The organism is Streptomyces sp. NPDC006691, from assembly GCF_042869955.1.
GTDB lineage: Bacteria > Actinomycetota > Actinomycetes > Streptomycetales > Streptomycetaceae > Streptomyces.
In genome coordinates this window covers 236,997-255,375 of sequence record NZ_JBIAGW010000003.1, presented here as the reverse complement: position 1 = coordinate 255,375, position 18,379 = coordinate 236,997, and the positions used below count along the sequence as shown (strand labels likewise).

Sequence of the window (18,379 nt, the reverse complement as noted above, 5' to 3'; positions counted from 1 at the left end):
CCGCCCTTCGCCCCTGCTCGCGCGGTCCGTACGGAGCCGCCCTTTTTTGACAACCTACCGCCACCGCTTTACCTTCACGATAAAGATACTTCACCATGGAGGTAACTGGCGTGATCACTCCTTCCCCCGGCCCGGACGGGACGGCCGGACCCCGTCGCCGGCGATGGCTGGTCCTGGTGGCGATGCTCGTCGCGGAGATCATGGACCTCCTCGACGCCTCGATCGTCAACGTCGCCGGCCCGGATCTGGAGAGGTCCCTCGGAGCCGGTTCCGTCGGCCTGCAATGGGTGATCGGCGGCTACGCCCTCACCCTGGGGGCCGGTCTGGTCCTCGGCGGCCGGCTCGGCGACCGCTACGGCCGGCGCCGGATGTTCCTGATCGGCCTGGCCTCCTTCACCGGGAGCTCGCTGCTGTGCGCCGTCGCGCCGACCATCGAGTCGCTGATCGCCTTCCGGCTGCTCCAGGGCGTCGCCGGGGCGATGCTCCTGCCCCAGGGCCTGGGCCTGCTCCGGGAGAACTTCTCCGGCCCCGAACTCACCAAGGTCTTCGCGATCTTCGGTCCCGTCCTGGGCCTGGGCGGCATCGTCGGCCCCGTACTCGGCGGCTTCCTCATCGAGGGCGACTTCTTCGGCCTGGGCTGGCGGTCGGTGTTCCTGGTCAACCTGCCCATCGGCATCGCCGCACTGATCGTCGCCGCGACGTTCGTGCCGCGGAGGGCGGGCGACCGCACGGTGCGCATCGACATGACCGGGGCGGGCCTGGTGGTGGCGGCCTGCGCCCTGCTCGTACTGCCGCTGAACCAGGGCCAGGAGGCCGGCTGGCCGCTGTGGACCTGGCTGTGCATGGCCGCGTCGGCGTTCGGGTTCGCCCTGTTCGCCGTGCGGCAGCGCCAAACGGCGGCCGCCGGCCGCGAACCGCTGGTGACCCCGGGCCTGCTGCGCAAGCCCGCGTTCACGGTCGGACTCGGCGGCATCGCCCTGTTCTTCGGGGGACTGATCGGCACCCAGCTCGTGCTGACCCTCTACCTCCAGATCGGCCGGCACTTCACCGCCGGCGACGCGGGTCTCGGCAACCTGCCGCTCGCCGTGGGAACCGCGATCGGCGGCGCCGTCAGCGGTGCGTTCCTCGCGGACCGGATCGGCCGCAAGGTGCTCCAGATCGGGCCGCTGGTCCAGCTGGCCGGCGCGGCCCTGCTGTGGTTCGAACTCGACGGGCTCGACGCCACCTCGTTCTCGGTCCGGGACATCGCACCCGGCGTGGCGGTGGCCGGCATCGGCGCGGGCATGGTGATCGCCGCCCTGTTCGGTTTCATCCTCGCCGCGGTCGGCGACGACGAGATCGGATCCGCCTCGGGCGTCCTGTCGGCGGTCCAGGCGGTCGGCGGCTCCATCGGCGTCGCGGTCTTCGGCTCGGTGTTCTTCGCCAGGGCCGAGACCGGCGACTTCACCACCGGTTTCCAGCGAGCGTTGATCGTCCAGGCCGGTCTGCTGGCGGCCTTCTTCGCGATCACCTTCCTGCTGCCCGGGAAGGCCCGCCCCGAGGAGGAGCAGCACGGCATCACCCGCGAGCCCGCGGCCGGCGACTCCGACAGCCGGCACCTCACCGTCTGAAACCCGGCACCGTCTGAAACCCGGCACCGTCTGAAACCCGGCCCGGGGCGCGCGGTCGCCCGCGGGTCGCGCGGGGCAGCGGGCTTTCGGCGGGCCCGGCCCGCCCGCGGAGTACCGGGCGACCGCCCACCCCCGCCGCGCGGTCGCGCCGCGCGGCGGGATGCGGACAATGGAAACTGCGCCGCCCCCGGCACTCGCGCGGCGCGACCCGCTTCCAGCTGGAGTGTCCGAGGAGCAGACATGGGTCGGCAGAAGGTCAAGTCAGCGGTCCTCATCGGCGCGGTAGCGGCCCTGGTCGCGGCGGTCGGGCCGGCCGGCCCCGCCGTTGCCACCGGCGGGGCGGGAGAGCCCCACACCGTCGTGGTCGACTGTTCCGGGCAGCCCCAGGTCCGGCCGAGCAGCTATCTGATCGCCTGCGGTGACGGAAACAACGGCCTCGTCTCCATGGAATGGACGCAGTGGGGAGCGGAGTCGGCCGAAGGCCGGGGCTCGGACGTGGTGAACGACTGCATCCCCTACTGCGCGGCCGGCCGCTTCCACACCTATCCCGTGACGGTCCGCCTCGACACCGTTCGCCCGAGGCCGGGCCAGTCGGGCCAGCCGTACTTCACCGTGCTGCACGTGCACTACACGGCCGGCACCCCCGCCCGGACGCCGCGCGACGCGACGTATTCGATCGTCGGAGTGTGACGGCGGGAAGCCCCGTCAGGGTGCGGACGGGGCTTCTCGGCCGGCACCGCTGCGCGCTCGGGGGTCAACGCGCGGCGCCGGGATCCGGCGGGTCAGGAGCGGGGAGGACACCGCCGGATGGCTGAGATTACGCCCGTGCTTGGCTGAAACGTAACCCCTGTGCATGATGAGGCCCCGACGGAGCCACGGCGTTCCGGGGGCTTGGTGGTTCCGGTGTGGTGGTGTGCGGTTTCCGCGCCGGAGCCGGGGGAGAGGGGGCGGTTGTGATGACGGTCGGCAGGGGATTGCGGGCGGCCTACCTACGGGCCTGTGCGACGGAGCCCGATTACCCGGAGGCCGGCGCGACCGGCCGGCCGGCGCTGCCCGGCGGCGAGGCCGGATACCGCGTGTTCCGGCACCGGATCCGCATCGGGTACGGCCAGGAGGTCTTCGAGCGGGCCGGCGACTGCGTCATGGGGTGGGGCGTGCAGCGCGGCGCCGGGTTCGGGGTGCACCCCGGCGCGCCCGCCGTGCCCGGCGCGACCGCGCTGGTCGTCCTGCGGCTGCCCGGGCTGCCGTTCCCGCGCCTGGTCATCCCGTGCCGCGTGGTGTGGACCGTACGCGCCGCCGAACGCGTCGGTTTCGCCTACGGCACGCTCCCCGGCCACCCCGAGCGCGGCGAGGAGTCCTTCGTGGTGGGGCGCGAGGCCGACGGGCTCGTGTGGTTCGAGGTCGCCGCGTTCTCCCGGCCCGCCACCTGGTACGCCCGGCTCGGCGGGCCCCTCACCCGGCTGTGCCAGGACCTGGCCACCCGCCGCTACCTCCGGGCCGTGTCCCGTGCCGCCCGCGGGGGAACGCGGCAGCGGTGAGGCGCGTCTCGCAGGGGGTGCGTGGACGTACAGGGGGCGGTGGCACACTGGCCGCTCATTCGGTGAAGGGAAGCTGGTCGTGGCGATGATGCGGAACCTGCGGAGGGCGGTGCGCCGTGCCTACCGGCGGACCGTCGACCTCAGCCATCCGGCGCGCTCGCCCCTGGGGAGCGCGGTCGTCAACTGTGCCGTGTACGTCGACGGGGTGCGCCAGAAGGACGACTGCCCGGTCGAGGAGTCGCTGCGCCGGGTGCGCGGGCTCGGTGACGGGGCCTTCGTCTGGATCGGGCTGCACGAGCCGACCGAGGAGGAATTCGCCGGCCTGGCCCAGCTGTTCGGGCTGCACCCGCTGGCCGTCGAGGACGCCGTCACCGCCCACCAGCGCCCCAAGGTGGTGCCGTACGACGACACCCTGTTCTCCGTGTTCAAGACGTGCCGGTACGTCGAGCACGAGGAACTCACCGCCAGCAGCGAGGTGGTGGACACCGGCGAGCTGATGGTGTTCACCGGAGGCGACTTCGTCATCACCGTGCGGCACGGCATGCACGGCTCGCTCGGGCCGCTGCGCGAGGAACTGGAGCGGGAGCGCGAGCAGTTGGCCAAGGGGCCCTCCGCGGTGCTGCACGCCATCGCCGACCACGTCGTCGACGAGTACCTCGCCGTGGTCGACGCCATGCAGAGCGACATGGACGCGGTCGAGACCGCGGTCTTCGCCGAGAACGCGGGCCGCGGCGACGCGGGCCGGATCTATCAGCTCAAGCGCGAACTCCTCGAACTCAAGCGGGCGGTCGGGCCCCTGGACCGGCCGCTCCAGAAGCTCGCCGGTGAGCCGGTGCCCTCCGTCGACCCGCAGGTCAGGCCCTACTTCCGGGACGTGGCCGACCATCTGCTGCGCACCACCGAACAGATCGCCGCCTTCGACGGGCTGCTCGACTCCATTCTCCAGGCCCATCTCGCCCAGGTCACGGTGGCCCAGAACGAGGACATGCGGAAGATCACGGCGTGGGCGGCGATCGTCGCCGTGCCGACCATGGTCTGCGGGATCTACGGCATGAACTTCGAGAACATGCCCGAACTGCACTGGCGGTACGGCTACTTCATGGCGCTCGGGCTCATGGCGGCCGCCTGCTTCGTCATCCACCGGGGCTTCCGGCGCAACGGCTGGCTGTGACCGGCTCCTGGTCGGACCCGGTCACAGCGCGGATGCCCGCGGTCGGCTCCGGTTGCTGTTACGTCAGTTGTGCTGCCGTCGGTTCCGGCGAACTCCCTTTGCTCCGCCGTCAGTTGCGGCGCCGGGAGAACAGGCCCTGGCGCTCGCGCCGGTAGCGGCGCTCCCAGCGGTCCATCCGGTCCCGGCGGGCGCGGTAGGCGCGGTAGTCGGAGTCGACCCGGCCGGCTCCGCCGCCACCGCCTCCCGCGCCGGAGGACGAACCGCCGCCGGAGCGGCGCAGGAAGGTGTACAGCAGGGCTGCGACCGCCACCGACAGCGCGGTGGCGCCGAGACCGAGACCGATTCCGTGCAGGATCAGAGCGAGAAGGATCATCAAGAGGATCATTGCGAGTCCTTGAGGGACGGACCGGGAGGTTCCCCTGGCGCCCGGTGCAAGCCTCCAAGCTACTCCGCATGGGCGGGAATCGGCCTCCGAGTTCCGGCGGAGGCGCTCCCGGAGGGACCCGCGCCCGCCCTCTGTCGTGCGCCGCCCTCAGCCCGCGCTGCGCCGGCTCTCCGAGAGGCCGCGCAGGCGTTCCATCTCGCGCCGGTCGCGCTTGGTGGGCCGGCCCAGGCCCCGATCCCGTACGCCTGCCGCGAGGGCGTCGGCGCGGGCGGGCGGCGGCGGGCTCTTGTCGATGTACGCCTCGACGGCGACGGGGGCGCCGACCCGCTTGCGCAGCAGCGTGACGACCTTGACGATCCGCTCCCGGCCGTCGGTGCGCAGCCGCACCTCGTCGCCGACCTTGACCTGGTGGGCCGCCTTGACCCGCTCGCCGTTGACCTGGACGTGCCCGGCCCGGCAGGCCGTGCCCGCCTGGGAGCGCGTCTTGGTGAGCCGGACCGACCAGATCCAGCTGTCGACGCGTACGGGGCCGGTGCTGGTGCCGTTCGCTGCTTCCGCCATGCCGTCGACTCTAATCCGCGGACGCGGCGGAGCCCCGCGCTTTTCGGACCAGGACGGGGATCGGGTGCCGGTCCCGGGGCCCCGACCGGAAGGGCCGGGGCGTTGTCAGTGGTGTCGGTCACACTGGAGGCATGTGCAGAAGCATCAAGACGCTGAGGCCCCCGGCCATGCCGGAGGAGGCCACCGAGGACGACATGAGGGCCGCCGCCCTCCAGTACGTGCGGAAGGTGTCCGGTTTCCGGGCGCCCGCCGAGCACAACAGGGAGGTGTTCGAGCGTGCGGTGGACGAGATAGCCGAGGCCACCCGCGCGCTGCTCGACGGCCTTGAGGTGCGGGGGGCCGCGGCGCGGAAGCCGGCCTAGCCGGAGGGTCAGGGGCCCCGGCGGCCCGCGCTCCCTCAGGCCGCCGGGGCCGCCGTCGCCGCGCCCGGGCGCTTCACGACGTACGCGGCGAGGCCGCCCGCCGCGAACAGGGCGAGCAGGGACACGCCCGTGCCCAGCCAGGTCGCGCCCAGCCACTGCCCGCCGAAGTAGCCGAGACCCACGCTGTAGGTGGCCCAGGCCACGCCCGCGAGCGCCGACCAGGGCAGGAACTCGCGGACCTTGCGGTGGGCCGCACCCGCGCCGAGGGAGACCACGGAACGCCCGGCGGGGGCGAAGCGCGCGATGACGACGAGACTGCCGCCGCCCCGGCTGAGCGCCATGCCGAGTCGTTCCTGCGCGCGGGTCAGCCGGCGGGAGCGGGCGATCGCGCGCTCCAGGCGGGCGCCGCCGCGCAGCGCGAGGCGGTAGGCGACCAGATCGCCGAGGACGGAGGCGGTGGCGGCGCAGGCGGCCAGGGCCAGCAGATCGGCGTGGCCGGCCTGGGTCGCGGCATCGGCGCCGGCCGCGGTAGCGGAGCCGGCGGCCGTGGTCGCCGCGGTGATCACCAGGACGCCGCTCGGCAGCACGGGAAGGAAGACGTCGAGCAGGACGCAGAGGGTCACGACGGCGTAGATCCAGGGGCTGGACGTCAACGCCCCCACACTCTCCAGCACGTTCGCTCCTCTGCGGCTTGTCGGTTCCCCGGGACTGAATACCGCGGTGTCGCGGGGAAGCGGCAGGGGCAGCGGTACAGCCGTACAGCGTACGCCCGGCCGTGCAGAAGTTTTCTGCCAGGGGTGGCGTCGCGGTTCGACGGCGCGTCGCGACACACCGCTGCCCGGCGTTCGGGACCGAACTCCGGGCAGCGGCGGGCGCGTTGAGTGCAGGCTGGTGCGTCCGCTCAGGCGGCGACGGTCTCGCGCTGGGTGTCGGAGGCCGGCCGGGCGGTGCGGCGGGCGCCGAGGAGCTGGTCGAGCGCGAGCGCCCCGGGACCGGTGAACACCAGGAGGAGGAACGCCCAGCAGTACATCGCGGAGGCCTCGCCGCCGTTCTGCAGCGGCAGCAGCGCATTGGACTGGTGGACGCTGAAGTAGGCGTACGCCATCGAGCCGGAGGAGACCAGGGCCGCGGCGCGGGTGAACAGACCGGTCAGCACCAGGACGCCGCCGACGAGCTGGATCACGGCGGCGTACCAGCCGGGCCAGGTGCCCGCGGGGATCGAGCCGCCGCCCATCGCGCCGCCGAAGACGCCGAAGAGGGAGGCCGCGCCGTGGCACGCGAAGAGGAGGCCGATGACTATGCGGAAGAGGGCGAGCGCATAGGGGCGCGCGCGCTCGGCGTCGAGCGTGGGGGAGGCCATGGGGGGCTCCTTCGGTTGGGGACGTGACCGATGGGGTCCACAGGTTAGGCAGCCCTCACTAGTGCTTGCAAGTTCAACATTCTTAATGTCTTGTTTCGGCTGGGTGAATTGAGCCAGGTGTGCCGTCGGGTGCGATCGGCCGGTCCATGACGGTCCTCAGTCGGACTGGACCACTGCGCAGAGGGCCGGTGCGGCGTGCCCGATCCAGCCGCAGCCGTGCGGAACGGCCGTGCAGCGTAAGGGTCATGAGCTGGTTGCCGAACCACGGCCCGCCGGTCTTCCGCCAGTCGAACACCGGCCGAACCACGCGCGCGTGCCGCGCGAGGGCGTGGCCGAGACCGCGCCCAAGCCGGCTCCAGCCGAAGCGGAATCCGGCCTGCACCGGGGCCGGAACCGAGTTGTGGACCGGCGAACACGTGAACTGGCAGACACGGGCAGTGGGTTGGGGTACGGAATTTGGCCAGAAGGGCTGGGCCACGTATGCGTGGTGGACGTCACCCGACAGGACACTGATGGTGGCGGGCGCACCCGGACCCGAGCCGGCGCGGGCGATCAGCTCGGTGAGGCGCTCGAATGAGTCCGGGAACGCGGCCCAGTGCTCCAGGTCGGCCCGGCGGCGCAGCCGCTCGCCGAAGCGCGCCCAGCGCCGGCCGCGCGAGCCCGCGCACAGCGCCGCGTCCCACTGCTCCGCGTCGTGGATGAGCGGCGGCAGCAGCCACGGCAGGGACGTCCCGATCAGCAGGTGGTCGCACTCGTCGGGGCCCGGCATCTGGTCGCCCAGCCAGCGCGCCTCGCCCTCGTCGAGCATCGCCCGCCGCCCCTCCTCCAGGACCCGGGCGGCCCGGCTGTCCACCATCACGAGCCGGGTGCGGCCGAAGTCGCGCCGATAGCTCCAGCGCACCGTCGCCGGGTCCCGGTCGGCCAGGGCCGCGAACGCGCGCAGCGCCTCGGTGCCGTCCGGCGCGTCCCGTACCGCCGTATACAGCGGATCGTCGGCGAGCTCGGCGGGGGAGAGGTTGCCGAGGTGCTGGTGGACCCAGTACGACATCAGGCCGCTGAGCACCCGCTCCTGCCACCAGGGCGTGGCGCGCATCTCGGTGAGCCAGGCGGCGCTGGTGTTCCAGTCGTCGATCACGTCGTGGTCGTCGAAGATGTGGCAGCTCGGCACGGTGGAGAGGAACCAGCGCACCTCGGGGTCCAGCCAGGTCTCGTAGTACAGCCGGGTGTACTCCTCGTAGTCCGCGACCTCGGCACCCGGCGCGTCGCGCAGGTCCCGGCGCGCGGCCAGCCAGCGCCGGGTGTCCGGCGAGACGTTGTCCGCGTACACCTGGTCGCCGAGGAGCAGCAGGAGATCGGGCCGCTCGGCGTCGGGGTCGGCGGCGATGCCGGTGGCGAGCGCGTCGAGCGCGTCCGTGGCGGTGGGATCGGGCGCGCGCCGGCAGGAGCCGAAGGCGACGCGGAGCGGGGCGTCGGCCGCCGGCACGCGGATGGTGCTCGGCGGGAAGCGCGAGCCGGGCGGCGGCCACACCGGATGCCCGTCGAGCAGCACCTCGTACGGGGTGGCGGTGCCCGGCGTCAGACCGTCCAGCGCGACCAGGGCGTAGTGGTGCCCCGCGATCTGGAAGGTGCTCGACTCGCCCTCGGTGCCGTCGGCGCAGCGCACCCGGGCGGTGCAGGGCCGGTCGGCCTCGACCCACACCGTGGCGGCCCCGTGCGGGTCGAGATGTCTCAGCAGCGGCCCCAGGCGCAGCCCGGCCATGTGATGCCCCCTCCGTCGCCGGTCCGTTCGTACGGTACGGAACGACGGAGGGGTACGACAGGTTTCAACAGCCCTGTGAACGAAGCCTGTTGTCCGTCCGCTGTGCTGTCAGCAGCCGTTGAGGATGCCCTGGAGCGCGTTCTTCTCGGCGGAGTCGACCGTGAGGCTGTAGTAGTGCTTCACGTCGACCCACATCCGGGCGTACGTGCAGCGGTAGGAGGTCAGCGACGGCAGCCACTTGGCGGGGTCCTTGTCGCCCTTGGCCTGGTTGACGTTGTCGGTGACCGCGATCAGCTGGGGGCGGGTCAGGTCGTTGGCGAAGCCCTGGCGCTGGGCGGTGGTCCAGGTGTTCGCCCCGGAGCGCCAGGCCTCGGCGAGCGGCACGATGTGGTCGATGTCCACGTCGGAGGCGGCGGACCAGGTGGCGCCGTCGTACTCGGAGTACCAACTGCCGCTGGTCGCCGCACAGTTGGAGTCGGTGGTGACGTTGGTGCCGTCGCGCTTGAGCACCACCTCGCGGGTGTTGCAGGTGCCCGACTGGGTGATCCAGTGCGGGAACTTGTCCCGGCTGTAGCCGGTCAGCGAGCCCTCGGCCCGCTCGGTGAGCTGACCCAGATAGGTACGGGCGGTGGCGGCGCTCACCGGGGTGGGCGGCGAGGCCTCGGCGGCCGGGGCGGTGATCAGGGCGGCGCCCGCGGCGAGTGCGGCAGCGGCGGCGAGGACGGCGGAGCGACGCGCGTAGACGCGGGGCGTACGCGTTCCTATGGCGGCTGACATATGAACTCCCTTGAGGTGGGGGGCACTTGACCGGCCACGGGATGGGCGGCCCGGCCAGCGTGACGGCGCCGGGTTGCCTGGGGATGGGCGCCAGGTAACAGCGTGGCGACATGGGCACGTCAGATCAAGAGCCCGGACGGCACCGAACGGCAGGGGAGTTGACGCACCGTCGGCGCACGACCGGCATCCGTCGGCGCGCACGCCGGACCGGCGCCACGGGCGCACGACGGGAGCGACGGGCCGTCCGGGACGGGCCCGCGGCGGGAGTGGCAGCCGCGTCCGCGCGGGCGGCCGGGCGGACGCGGCCCGAGCCGTTCGGCACCGGCGCGCGGGCGAGGGGCGTGCCGCACGACGCGGCCCGCTGGGGAAGTGACGGGTCTTCCGGCATCGGCTCGCGGTGCGAGTGGCGGGTCTTCCGGCATCGGCTCGCGGTGCGAGTGGCGGGTCTTCCGGCACCGGCTCGCGGTGGGAGCGGTCCGCCCTCGCCGGGGGCCGTGCGTCGTACGGTGGGCGCGTGCTGCTGCCCGTGAACGTCACGCTCGGGGCCGTTCTGGTCGTCCTGCTCCTCGCCGCCGCCGGTGTCGCCGCCGCCGCGCACCTGGGGCGCCACCGCGAGATCCTGATCGCCGGGGTGCGGGCGGCGGTTCAGCTCGCCGTGGTCGCCCTCGCGATCCACTGGGTGGTCGGCTCGGTGCCGCTGCTGCTCGGGTTCCTGGCGCTGATGTTCGCCGTCGCGGTGCGCACCGCGGGCCGCCGGATGACCGCGAACGCCACCTGGTGGTGGGCGGCCGCCCCCATCGCGGCCGGGGTCGCGCCCGTGGTCGCGGCGCTGCTGCTCACCGGGCTCGTCCCGGTCAAGGGCATCGCGCTGATCCCGGTCACCGGCATCCTCATCGGCGGCGCGCTCACCGCGACCGTGCTCGGCGGGCGGCGTGCGCTGGACGAGCTGACCGCGCGGCGTGGGGAGGTGGAGGCCGGGATGGCGCTCGGGCTGCTCGACCGGGACGCCCGCCTGGAGATCGCCCGGCCCGCCGCCTCCGACGCGCTGCTGCCCGGCCTCGACCAGACCAGGACCGTGGGCCTGGTCACCCTGCCCGGCGCCTTCGTCGGCATGCTGCTCGGCGGCGCTTCCCCGGTCCAGGCGGGCGCGGTCCAGCTGTTCGTGCTGGTCGCGCTCATGTGCGTCCAGGCGATCGCGGTGTCGGTGGTGCTCGAACTCGTGGCACGCGGCAAGGTGCACCGCGAGGTCCGGGACCTTGGTCCCTGATGGGGAGCGCGCGGCATGCCGTACCCTTGTGGACGCAGAAGGGGAGTAGCTCTTCGCCGGAACGTCGACATACTGCCGAGTCCCTCAGGGGTTCTTGGCCGGCGCCCGGAGGCGAGTACCCGCAAGGGACCCGCCAGCGAGACCTTCGGCCGCAGTGACATGACCATTCATGGCGCTGTCGTGCCGAAGCGACCCCGAATCCAGCTCGGAACTGCTCTCGGTGCGGCCCGCCCGACCGATTGAGGAACCCCTTCCGTGCTCAGCCTTACGATCATGGCGATCACCTTCGGTGTGATCTTCCTCGCCGAACTCCCCGACAAGACCGCGCTCGCGGGACTGATGCTCGGCACCCGCTACAAGGCCTCCTACGTCTTCGTCGGCGTCGCCGCCGCCTTCGCCGTCCACGTCGTCCTCGCCATCGCGGCGGGCAGCGTGCTGACCCTGCTGCCGCAGCGGCTGCTCCAGGCCATCGTGGGCGTCCTGTTCCTCGCGGGCGCGGCGATGCTGCTCTTCAAGAAGGGCGAGGACGACGAGGACGTGAAGCCGCCCGCCGACCAGTCGTTCTGGAAGGTCTCCGGAGCCGGCTTCATGCTGATCCTGGTCGCCGAGTTCGGTGACCTCACCCAGATCATGACGGCCAACCTGGCCGCCCGCTACGACAACCCGCTGTCCGTCGGCATCGGCGCGGTGCTCGGCCTGTGGGCCGTCGCCGGACTCGGCATCCTGGGCGGACGGACCCTGATGAAGCGGGTGCCGCTGCGCCTGATCACCAAGGTCGCGGCCTGCCTGATGCTGGCCCTGGCCGGCTTCAGCCTCTTCGAGGCGATCGCGGGCTGACCCCCGCCGCCCGTATGCGGACGACGAAAACGGCCCCCGTGGTAGGACGGGGGCCGTTCGTTTTCGGGGTGGGCGCCTCGGGGCGGCCTGCTCAGCCGTTGATCTCCAGGCGCAGGGTGCCGTCCGCCTCGGCGGTGACGGTGAGGTGCATGAGGTCGGCAACGTACGCGGTGGGCTCGTGCGCGTTCGCCCGGGGGCCCACGCCGATGACCCGCATCCCAGCGGCCCGGCCTGCTGCGATGCCGGCCTCGGAGTCCTCGAAGACGACACAGTCCGCCGGGTCGAAGCCCAGCTCGGCGGCGCCCTTGAGGAAGCCCTCCGGGTCCGGCTTGCTCGCGCCGACGCTTTCGGCGGTGACCCGCACCTCGGGCATCGGCAGTCCGGCGGCCGTCATACGGGCCCGCGCGAGTGCCGCGTCGGCCGAGGTGACCAGGGCGTGCGGAAGACCGGCGATGGCGGCCATGAAGGCGGGGGCTCCGGCGACCGGGACGACACCCTCGGTGTCGGCGGTCTCCTCGGCGAGCATCACCTTGTTGTCCGCGTAGTTCTGCTCCATCGGCCGATCCGGGAGCAGCACGGCCATCGTGGCGTAGCCCTGGCGGCCGTGCACGACCTTGAGCGCGGCCTCCGGGTCGAGGCCGTTGCGCTCGGCCCAGCGGCGCCAGCAGCGCTCCACGACGGCGTCGGAGTTCACGATCGTCCCGTCCATGTCGAGCAGGAGGGCGCGGGCGGTCAGGACGGTGGTGGTCGTGGTGCTGGCCGACATCGGCGGACTCCAGGGCACGGGAGCGGGTGGCACGGGAAAACAGACGGGCGGTACGGAAAAACAAAGGTGACCCCCGCCCGCCGGTCAGGGAGTACAGGCAGGGATCACTTTGTTCCTCCACGATACAAAACGCGAAGGGGGTTGTGCCACCCGGCCCCCTTGTGCTTGGCGGAGGGGTGCCCCGGTGTGCTCGGCGGACGGGTCTCCCCGGCGGGCGGGGGCACCGCGTCCTCAGGGGTGCTGGGTCACCGACTCCAGGGCCCGGCGGGTCGCCGGCCCGTAGACCCCGGCCGGGTCGCCGTCGACGCCCAGGTACGCCTGGAAGTCCCGTACCGCGCGCTCGGTCCGGGAGCCGAAGCCGCCGTCGATGCTGCCGGCGTAGAGCCCCAACTGGGCGAGCCGCTGCTGGAGTTCGAGTACGGCCGGCCCCTTGTCGCCGCGCCGCAGCGTGCTGCTCGCGGACGGTACGAGCGGTTGGGGGGAGGGGGAGTGCGAGGGCCGCGCGGACGCGGACGCGGAGGGCGTCGGGGCCGGCTTCGACGGGGTCGGCGAGGCCGGCCCGGACGCGGACGGCGACGCCGGGGGCCGCGCGGCGGCCGGCCGGCTCGGGCTCGGCTTCTTCGTACGGGACGCGACGGCCGAGGGTGCCCCGGCGGACGGCGAGCCGTCGCCGCTGTAGGGGGCGACGGTCCCGGCGGCCTCCGGCAGTGCCCGCTTCGGCGTCGCGTCGTCGGCGAACAGGGTGCTCGCGAACGCCGCCGTGGCGACCGCGACCACCGCGACGGCGCCGACGGTCAACGCGGCCGTCCGGCGCCCGCGAGGAGTCCGCCCCGCGCCCGGGGACGCGGAACGTTCCACCGGACCGGGCGCGGGCTCCGCCGGGGGAACCACCGCCCCCAGCCGCACCGTCCGCTCGGCGGGTCCCTCCGGCACGGCCGGTACCTCCTCCTCCGGCCCGGCCGCGTTCGGCAGCAGCACGTACGGCCGGATCCGCAGCGGGTCGAAGTCCTCCGAGGCGGCCGCCTCGGCCGAGCGCTCGGCGTGCAGTGTCTCGGCGGCGCGCTCGGCGCAGGCGCAGCCGGGTCTGCCGTCCACCCCGCGTTCCGCACCGCATGCGGGACAGCCCTGTCGGGTCATCGTCGGGTCCCCTCCCCAGGAAACTCCGAGCGATTATGCCGGGCGGGGCTCGGGCGCCGGGGGCCGTACGGCCGGTCCGGCAGGCCATTTCCGTACATTCCGACCAAGATGGTGGGAGCGAGTCGGAGCACACACACGAAGGGGACGTGGCCATGGCTCAGGGAACCGCTCCCGCCACCGTCGCCCCCGGTGCGGGGCAGGAACGGCGGACCGTACTGGTCGCCATCGGCGCGCTGCTGCTCGGCATGCTGATCGCCGCGCTCGACCAGACCATCGTCTCGACCGCGCTGCCGACCATCGTCAGCGACCTGGGCGGCATGGAACACCTGTCGTGGGTCGTGACGGCGTACATGCTGGCCTCGACCGCCGCGACACCGCTGTGGGGCAAGCTCGGCGACCAGTACGGACGCAAGAAGCTGTTCCAGGTCGCGATCGTCATCTTCCTCGTCGGCTCCGCGCTGTGCGGCATCGCGCAGAACATGGGCCAGCTGATCGGCTTCCGCGCGCTCCAGGGCCTGGGCGGCGGCGGCCTCATGGTGCTGTCCATGGCGATCGTCGGCGACCTCGTCTCACCCCGCGAACGCGGCAAGTACCAGGGCCTGTTCGGCGCCGTCTTCGGCGCCACCAGTGTGCTCGGACCGCTGCTCGGCGGGTTCTTCACCGAACAGCTCAGCTGGCGCTGGGTGTTCTACATCAACCTGCCCATCGGCGTGATCGCGCTCCTCGTCATCGCCGCCGTACTGCACATCCCGGCGCACGGCACCCGGCACACCATCGACTACCTGGGCACCTTCCTCATCGCCTCCGTCGCGACCTGCCTGGTCCTGGTCGCTTCCCTCGGCGGCACGACCTGGCCCTGGGCCTCGGCGCAGATCATCGGGCTCGCGGTGCTCGGCGTGGTGCTGCTCGTGGCGTTCGTCGCGGTGGAGCGCAGGGCCGTCGAGCCGGTGCTTCCGCTGAAGCTGTTCCGCATCCGTACGTTCACCCTCGTCGCCGTCATCAGCTTCATCGTGGGCTTCGCGATGTTCGGCGCGATGACGTACCTGCCCACCTTCCTCCAGGTCGTGCAGGGCATCTCGCCGACGATGTCCGGCGTGCACATGCTGCCGATGGTCCTCGGCCTGCTGCTGACCTCCACGGCATCCGGCCAGATCGTGTCCCGCACCGGGCGCTGGAAGGTCTTCCCCATCCTGGGCACGGCGATCACGGCGATCGGCCTGCTGTTCCTGCACCGGCTCGACGAGACGAGCTCCACCTGGGAGATGAGCGCCTACTTCTTCGTCTTCGGCGCCGGACTCGGACTCGTCATGCAGGTCCTGGTCCTGGTCGTGCAGAACGCGGTCGACTACGCGGACCTGGGCGTGGCGACCTCGGGAGCCACCTTCTTCCGCTCCATCGGAGCCTCGTTCGGCGTGGCCATCTTCGGCACGATCTTCACCAACCGGCTCACCGGAAAGCTCTCCGACGCCCTGGCCGGACAGCCGCTGCCGCCCGGCATCGGCCCCGCCACCATCTCCGCCGACCCGCACGCCATCGCCCAACTCCCGCCCGCCGCACGCCCACCGGTGCTGCACGCCTACTCCTCGTCCATCACCGACGTCTTCCTGTACGCGGCCCCGGTCGTCCTCCTCGCCTTCGTGACGGCGTGGTTCCTCAAGGAGGACAAGCTGCGCGGCGCGGTCACCGCGCCCGACACCAGCCAGACCCTCGCCTCCAACCCCGTCGAGCGGTCCTCGTACGACGAGTGCGCGCGGGCCCTCTCGGTGCTCGGTACGCGCGAGGGGCGCCGGGAGATCTACCGGACGATCACCACCAAGGCGGACCTGGACCTCCTCCCGGCGGCCAGCTGGCTGCTGCTGCGCATCAGGAAGCACGGCTCCGTCGACCCGGCGGTGCTCGCCGAGCGCGCCCCCGTGCCGCTGCACGTCATCACCGAGGCGGCCTGCCAGGTGGAGGGGCGCGGGCTCGCCCGGCGCGACGGGCTGCCGCTGGTGCTGACCGAGGAGGGCCGCGAGGTCGCGGTGCGTCTGTGCGCGGCCCGCGAGGAGTCGCTGGCCGAGCTGCTCGGCGACTGGTGGGGGCCCGAACGCCCCCGGGACCTGGTGAAACTGATCGAGGAGCTGTCCTCGGAGCTTTCCGGTTCCGAGTCGGAACGGCCGACGGGCCCGGCCGCCCGACGCGACCACGCGGCGTGAGCAGCCCGTTAATTGGGTGGCAGGGCCGGCGCTGCCCGGGATAGGCAGTGGCCATGAGTTGGATCATGACCACCGAGCGGCCCGACACCCCCGACGCGAGCCTGCTGCGGCGCGACTACTACGACGAGGTGGCGAGCCGGTGGTACGGCAGACCCGCCACCGACGCGGAGGTCGAGCAGGGCCTCGCCGACGACGGCTCCTCCCAACTCCGGCTGCCCACGGGCGACTTCGTGGTCGGACGGTACGGGGGGCGGCCCGCCGCGTGCGGGGGTGTGCGGCTGTGCGCCGAGGCCCCCGTGATCGACGGTACGGCCCCGGCGACGGCCGAGCTCACCCGCGTCTACGTCCGCCCCTTCGCGCGCGGCACCGGCGGCGGCGGAGCGCTGCTCATGGCCTTGGAGGACGCGGCTCGGCGCCTCGGCGCGCGGCGGGTCGCCCTGGATACGCGGCACGATCTGGTCGAGGCGCGCGGGCTCTACGCGAAGCACGGCTTCCGCGAGGTGGCGCCCTACAGCCAGGGCCCGTACAGCGAACGCTGGTTCGCCAAGGAGCTGTGAGGGCCCGCCCTCCAACCCCGCTTCCGGCCGCGGACCGTGGGGGCCGCCGTGCGCGCGGCCCTCGCCCCCTTGCGGATGGCCCCGCGCCCCTCCGGGTGGCCCGGCACCCCGGCCGTAGTGGTGCTGGTCGGCATGGGCGTCTTCAGCCCCTCCGGCGACTGAGGACGAGCGGCCCTCAGGCGCGAACGGGGTCCGGGGCGCAGTCCCGGCGCACGGCGGTGCCCGCGCCGGGCCGGATCGCGCCGGGTCGGATCGCGCCGGGTCGGATCGCGCCGGGCCGCGTTCAGCCGCCGGGCCTGCCGCCGCCCAGAGCCTTGATGTGGACCGGCAGCGAGATGCCGGCGGGCAGCGCCGGATCCGCCTCGGGTGCCCCGAAGGAGGTGTGCAGCGGCACCACCCCGGCCCACACGCCGAGCTCGCCGTCGGGCCCGTCCCCGTCCTCGGGCGGCCCGGAAGCCGTCTTCACCGACGCCTCGTCGAGGGGCAGGGCCAGCAGTGAAGTGGCCGCCAGTTCCTTGGAGTTGGGGCCTCGGGCGTAGTCCCACTGCCCCGGCGCGCAGTGCTCGGTCAGCACCCGCAGCCCGTGCAGGAGTTCGTCCCCGTCGGTGATGAGCCGGGGCACGCCGTAGACCATCGCGCTGCGGTAGTTGACCCCGTGCTCGAACACCGAGCGGGCGAGCACGAGCCCGTCGATGTGCGTCACGGTCACGCAGACCTCGGCCTCGGGCGCCCGCACGATGCTGCGGCTGGCCACCGACCCGTGCACGAACAGGGTGCGCGTGCCGAAGTCCACGCCGTACACGGTCGGCACCACCATCGGGGTGCCGTCGACGACGACCCCGAGGTGGCACACGAAACCGCCCCGCAGGATCGCGTCCAGATCGGCGGCCCGCGTACTGCCCTGCTCGCGCAGCCGCCGGTGCCGGGTCCGCTCGGTGACGGCCAGCTCCGCCGAATCCTGCGCGGAGTGCTGATCCGGTTGCTCTACGTCCATTTTCCTGCCGATTCGGTTGCCGGGTCGGGGCTTCGGCAACTGTTTCAGCAGGAGGGTGGGTGTATCAAGGGCTATGGCCCCGCACGGGCGGGATCAGCGGGTGAGGTCGAGCACGGCCTGGAGGTAGTCCTCCAGGCGCTCCGCGACGAGCCCCGGCGTGAGGTCGGTGCGGCCGAGCGCGCGCCAGGGGTCGGCGACCTTCTCGGCGTCGGGGGCGAAGGCCAGCGCGTCCAGGAGCAGCCAGTAGGCGAGGTCGTGCGGATCGGCGGAGAGCCGCCCGCCGGCGGCGGTGTACTGCCCGGGGAAGGCGAGGCCCGCCGGCACGCCGTAGAGCAGGGCGAGGTTGGTCGAGCAGTGGGCCACGTCGAGGTCGGCCGGACCCCAGGACGTCTCGACCCAGTCGACCACGCCGCTGACGCGCGGCTCGGTCGCGGCACCGGTGAAGAGGACGTTGCCGGGGTGGAAGTCGCGGTGCAGGAAGACCGGTTGGTGGGCGGGCGGGTCGTGCCGGATGACGTCGACGGCACGCCGCCAGAGCGCCGGCCGGCGGGTGTCTTCGGGCATCCGGACGCTGTCGGCGGAGGTCCAGGGCTCGTAGTCGCGCGGCCGGTCCGCCTCGTCCACCTCGACGCGGTGGATGTCGAGGAGCTGCCGGGCGAGCAGCGGCGTGCGCCGTCCGGCACCGGACGGGTCGACGCGCACCTCGCCGGGCAGCAGCGACATGAGCAGCGAGGGGTGCTCGCAGTACGTGCCCTCGGGGTCGACGGCGATGAGTTCGGCGGCGGGCACGTCGGTGCGGGCGAGCAGCGTCAGCACGTCCGCCTCGCGCCGCAGCAGTCCGGGGGCGTGCCGGAGGTAGAACTCCTTGACGAAGGAGCGAAGCACCACGGCGCGCGGCCGCTCGCCGCCCACGGACAGGCGCCGCATCTCGGAGGTCCAGCCGCCGTGCAGCGCGACCGCCCCCGTCACGGGTGCGCCCACGTTCTTCTCGACCCAGCCCAGGGTCGCGTTCCGGTCCCGATCGGTCATGCGGCGAGCGTAGTTGTCGCCCGGGAGCCTCGCCCGGGAGTTTCGCCGGGCAGGAGACAGGGGCGGGGCGTAGG

General features: G+C 73.0%; 19 protein-coding genes. 9 read left to right on the top strand and 10 right to left on the bottom strand.

Annotation, left to right across the window (positions count from 1 at the left end):
* Positions 1 to 110 precede the first annotated feature (110 nt).
* The 4 genes from ACFYNP_RS07935 (at position 111) to ACFYNP_RS07920 (ending at position 4,319) form a co-directional block, all read left to right on the top strand.
* Positions 111 to 1,610, top strand: a complete 1,500-nt coding sequence (locus ACFYNP_RS07935; RefSeq protein ID WP_388783626.1) for an MFS transporter — start codon at positions 111 to 113, stop codon at positions 1,608 to 1,610.
* A 240-nt stretch (positions 1,611 to 1,850) separates the two neighbouring features.
* On the top strand, positions 1,851 to 2,300 hold the full coding sequence (locus ACFYNP_RS07930; RefSeq protein WP_388407939.1) for a hypothetical protein: 450 nt from the start codon (positions 1,851 to 1,853) through the stop codon (positions 2,298 to 2,300).
* A 266-nt stretch (positions 2,301 to 2,566) separates the two neighbouring features.
* Positions 2,567 to 3,148, top strand: coding sequence for a DUF1990 family protein (locus tag ACFYNP_RS07925; protein ID WP_388783623.1), 582 nt, complete (start codon positions 2,567 to 2,569; stop codon positions 3,146 to 3,148).
* An 85-nt stretch (positions 3,149 to 3,233) separates the two neighbouring features.
* Entirely contained in the window at positions 3,234 to 4,319 is a 1,086-nt protein-coding gene (locus tag ACFYNP_RS07920; protein WP_388408494.1) for a magnesium and cobalt transport protein CorA, read from the top strand.
* 109 nt (positions 4,320 to 4,428) lie between these two features.
* On the opposite strand, the gene ACFYNP_RS07915 is transcribed toward ACFYNP_RS07920, so the two are convergent.
* Together ACFYNP_RS07915 and ACFYNP_RS07910 are read right to left on the bottom strand one after the other, a co-directional pair.
* Positions 4,429 to 4,692: a hypothetical protein gene (locus tag ACFYNP_RS07915; RefSeq protein WP_388407943.1), complete on the bottom strand. Its 264-nt coding sequence runs from the start codon at positions 4,690 to 4,692 to the stop codon at positions 4,429 to 4,431.
* A 159-nt stretch (positions 4,693 to 4,851) separates the two neighbouring features.
* Entirely contained in the window at positions 4,852 to 5,265 is a 414-nt protein-coding gene (locus ACFYNP_RS07910) for an RNA-binding S4 domain-containing protein (protein ID WP_388783620.1), read from the bottom strand.
* Positions 5,266 to 5,396: 131 nt separating this feature from the next.
* On the opposite strand from ACFYNP_RS07910, the gene ACFYNP_RS07905 reads away from it, so the two are divergent.
* Complete coding sequence (locus ACFYNP_RS07905; RefSeq protein WP_100576741.1) at positions 5,397 to 5,627, top strand: DUF2277 domain-containing protein; 231 nt, start codon at positions 5,397 to 5,399, stop codon at positions 5,625 to 5,627.
* Between the two features lie 35 nt (positions 5,628 to 5,662).
* Here the strand turns inward: ACFYNP_RS07905 and ACFYNP_RS07900 are convergent, their stop codons facing one another.
* The 4 genes from ACFYNP_RS07900 to ACFYNP_RS07885 form a co-directional block, all read right to left on the bottom strand.
* A complete protein-coding gene (locus ACFYNP_RS07900) occupies positions 5,663 to 6,301 on the bottom strand; it encodes a DedA family protein (protein ID WP_388407947.1) in 639 nt (212 codons plus the stop codon).
* 227 nt (positions 6,302 to 6,528) lie between these two features.
* On the bottom strand, positions 6,529 to 6,987 hold the full coding sequence (locus ACFYNP_RS07895) for a DoxX family protein (protein ID WP_388407949.1): 459 nt from the start codon (positions 6,985 to 6,987) through the stop codon (positions 6,529 to 6,531).
* 82 nt (positions 6,988 to 7,069) lie between these two features.
* On the bottom strand, positions 7,070 to 8,746 hold the full coding sequence (locus ACFYNP_RS07890) for an alkaline phosphatase D family protein (protein ID WP_388783617.1): 1,677 nt from the start codon (positions 8,744 to 8,746) through the stop codon (positions 7,070 to 7,072).
* Between the two features lie 108 nt (positions 8,747 to 8,854).
* Positions 8,855 to 9,523 (bottom strand): HNH endonuclease family protein, encoded by a 669-nt coding sequence (locus ACFYNP_RS07885; protein WP_388783614.1) that lies wholly within the window; start codon positions 9,521 to 9,523, stop codon positions 8,855 to 8,857.
* A 514-nt stretch (positions 9,524 to 10,037) separates the two neighbouring features.
* On the opposite strand from ACFYNP_RS07885, the gene ACFYNP_RS07880 reads away from it, so the two are divergent.
* Positions 10,038 to 10,790 (top strand): ABC transporter permease, encoded by a 753-nt coding sequence (locus tag ACFYNP_RS07880; protein WP_388407955.1) that lies wholly within the window; start codon positions 10,038 to 10,040, stop codon positions 10,788 to 10,790.
* A 255-nt stretch (positions 10,791 to 11,045) separates the two neighbouring features.
* A complete protein-coding gene (locus ACFYNP_RS07875) occupies positions 11,046 to 11,627 on the top strand; it encodes a TMEM165/GDT1 family protein (RefSeq protein WP_100576747.1) in 582 nt (193 codons plus the stop codon).
* Between the two features lie 91 nt (positions 11,628 to 11,718).
* Here ACFYNP_RS07875 and ACFYNP_RS07870 read toward each other — a convergent pair whose 3' ends face one another.
* Both ACFYNP_RS07870 and ACFYNP_RS07865 read right to left on the bottom strand, forming a co-directional pair.
* Positions 11,719 to 12,393 (bottom strand): HAD-IA family hydrolase, encoded by a 675-nt coding sequence (locus ACFYNP_RS07870; RefSeq protein ID WP_388783611.1) that lies wholly within the window; start codon positions 12,391 to 12,393, stop codon positions 11,719 to 11,721.
* A gap of 231 nt (positions 12,394 to 12,624) precedes the next feature.
* Positions 12,625 to 13,488 (bottom strand): peptidoglycan-binding protein, encoded by an 864-nt coding sequence (locus tag ACFYNP_RS07865; protein WP_388783608.1) that lies wholly within the window; start codon positions 13,486 to 13,488, stop codon positions 12,625 to 12,627.
* A gap of 194 nt (positions 13,489 to 13,682) precedes the next feature.
* Here ACFYNP_RS07865 and ACFYNP_RS07860 point away from each other — a divergent pair, with 194 nt between their 5' ends.
* Together ACFYNP_RS07860 and ACFYNP_RS07855 are read left to right on the top strand one after the other, a co-directional pair.
* A complete protein-coding gene (locus ACFYNP_RS07860) occupies positions 13,683 to 15,725 on the top strand; it encodes a DHA2 family efflux MFS transporter permease subunit (protein ID WP_388407963.1) in 2,043 nt (680 codons plus the stop codon).
* Between the two features lie 53 nt (positions 15,726 to 15,778).
* Positions 15,779 to 16,282, top strand: coding sequence for a GNAT family N-acetyltransferase (locus tag ACFYNP_RS07855; RefSeq protein WP_388783605.1), 504 nt, complete (start codon positions 15,779 to 15,781; stop codon positions 16,280 to 16,282).
* A gap of 283 nt (positions 16,283 to 16,565) precedes the next feature.
* Here ACFYNP_RS07855 and ACFYNP_RS07850 read toward each other — a convergent pair whose 3' ends face one another.
* Together ACFYNP_RS07850 and ACFYNP_RS07845 are read right to left on the bottom strand one after the other, a co-directional pair.
* Positions 16,566 to 17,276 (bottom strand): pyridoxamine 5'-phosphate oxidase family protein, encoded by a 711-nt coding sequence (locus ACFYNP_RS07850; RefSeq protein WP_388783602.1) that lies wholly within the window; start codon positions 17,274 to 17,276, stop codon positions 16,566 to 16,568.
* 93 nt (positions 17,277 to 17,369) lie between these two features.
* Positions 17,370 to 18,305, bottom strand: a complete 936-nt coding sequence (locus tag ACFYNP_RS07845; protein ID WP_388783599.1) for a phosphotransferase family protein — start codon at positions 18,303 to 18,305, stop codon at positions 17,370 to 17,372.
* Positions 18,306 to 18,379: the final 74 nt, after the last annotated feature.